Origin of the sequence: Listeria rocourtiae FSL F6-920, assembly GCF_000525975.1 — a bacterium.
GTDB classification, from domain to species: domain Bacteria; phylum Bacillota; class Bacilli; order Lactobacillales; family Listeriaceae; genus Listeria_A; species Listeria_A rocourtiae.
This window is the reverse complement of the sequence record NZ_AODK01000080.1, coordinates 1-1,277: the sequence shown is the minus strand read 5'-3', so window position 1 is coordinate 1,277 and position 1,277 is coordinate 1. Positions and strand designations below refer to the sequence as shown.

Genomic DNA, 1,277 nt, shown 5'->3' with positions numbered 1-1,277 from the left:
AAGTGTTGAAGTGAACGTAGACTATAGCGGTTGTGAACTTCCGAAAGGAAGGGAACTATCCAGTGGTGTATAGTGTGACGAACAGTAATGGCAAATCCGCAAGCACGACAGTAAATATGCAAATAACAGCAGAAGCGCCAGTCATACAGGCAAAAGATATGAGTGCGGTTATTGGAACGAAAGCGACAGAGATAAGCTGGTTCGCAGACGTAACAGCGCAAGATAGAAAAGATGGAGACTTAAGTTCCAATGCAACTGTAGACTACAGTAATGTGAACTTCCAAAAAGCAGGAAACTATCCAGTAACATATAGTGTGGTCAATAGCAACGGCAAATCCGCAAGTACGATGATAAACATGCAAATAATAGCAGAGGCACCGGTCATTAGTGATACAGAAGAAGCCAAGTTACTTCCAAAAACGGGAGACACAAATCAAATATGGATTGTGATTTTAGGGAGTATACTAATCTTGTGTAGTAATTTTATAATCAGACGAAAAAAGAAAACTAAAACCAATATGTAAGTGATTTAAAAACTATGGCCAAAAATTAAAAAGTGAGAAAAATAAGGATACAAAATTCAAATTATAGATTTTGTATCCCTATTTTGTATGTTTTTAGAGTCTTCATAAAGCGAGACACTAGTATACTAGAATATTTTGAGGAATATCTATATTTTTTGACGATGGAGATAATTTAAAGCCAAGTAGATAAACTATTTATGTAGCCGGTAATAATCTGGTAAGGCTATAAAATAGGCTATTTCGGATTATTTTTCGTTATATAAACTCTAAAAAGTATAGTACTCAAACATTTGGTTTATATAAATTCTAATCTTTGCCTCATTCCATGTGAAATATAATAGACTTAGTTTCTTTTACTATCTGCATAGTCTCTTCATGATAGCTTTAACAGGCCTTGAACTGATATTTATTATAAAATTAGTTATTTTATAATAAATAAAAATGGTGCTATAGAATGTATGGAAATGTACATTTATTTAATATGTCTTATATAATTATAAACTGTTGCAAGGGATATTTCTAATTTAGCTGCAATATCCTTTTTTTGATACACCCCGATTAGTTAGTTGATGAATGGCTTCACTTTTTTCGGCAGATATCCTTGGCCTTCCACCAGATCGGCCTCTTTTTTTTAGCTGCTTTTAAGCCCAGCAAAGTCCTTTCTCGAATCATCGATACTTCCATTTCAGCGATAGCCGCGATGAGGATAAAATAGAACTTACCGATGGGGGAGGAGGTATCGATTTTTTTCTT

2 protein-coding genes are annotated in these 1,277 nt (G+C 34.1%); one reads left to right on the top strand and one right to left on the bottom strand.

The window, feature by feature from the left end:
- The first annotated feature begins 32 nt into the window (after window positions 1-32).
- A complete protein-coding gene (locus tag PROCOU_RS15735) occupies window positions 33-524 on the top strand; it encodes an LPXTG cell wall anchor domain-containing protein (RefSeq protein WP_149023694.1) in 492 nt (163 codons plus the stop codon).
- A gap of 579 nt (window positions 525-1,103) precedes the next feature.
- Here PROCOU_RS15735 and PROCOU_RS19425 read toward each other — a convergent pair.
- Window positions 1,104-1,268 carry a recombinase family protein gene (locus PROCOU_RS19425; RefSeq protein WP_425268393.1) on the bottom strand — a complete coding sequence of 55 codons (165 nt, stop codon included), beginning with the start codon at window positions 1,266-1,268 and terminating at the stop codon, window positions 1,104-1,106.
- Window positions 1,269-1,277 lie beyond the last annotated feature (9 nt).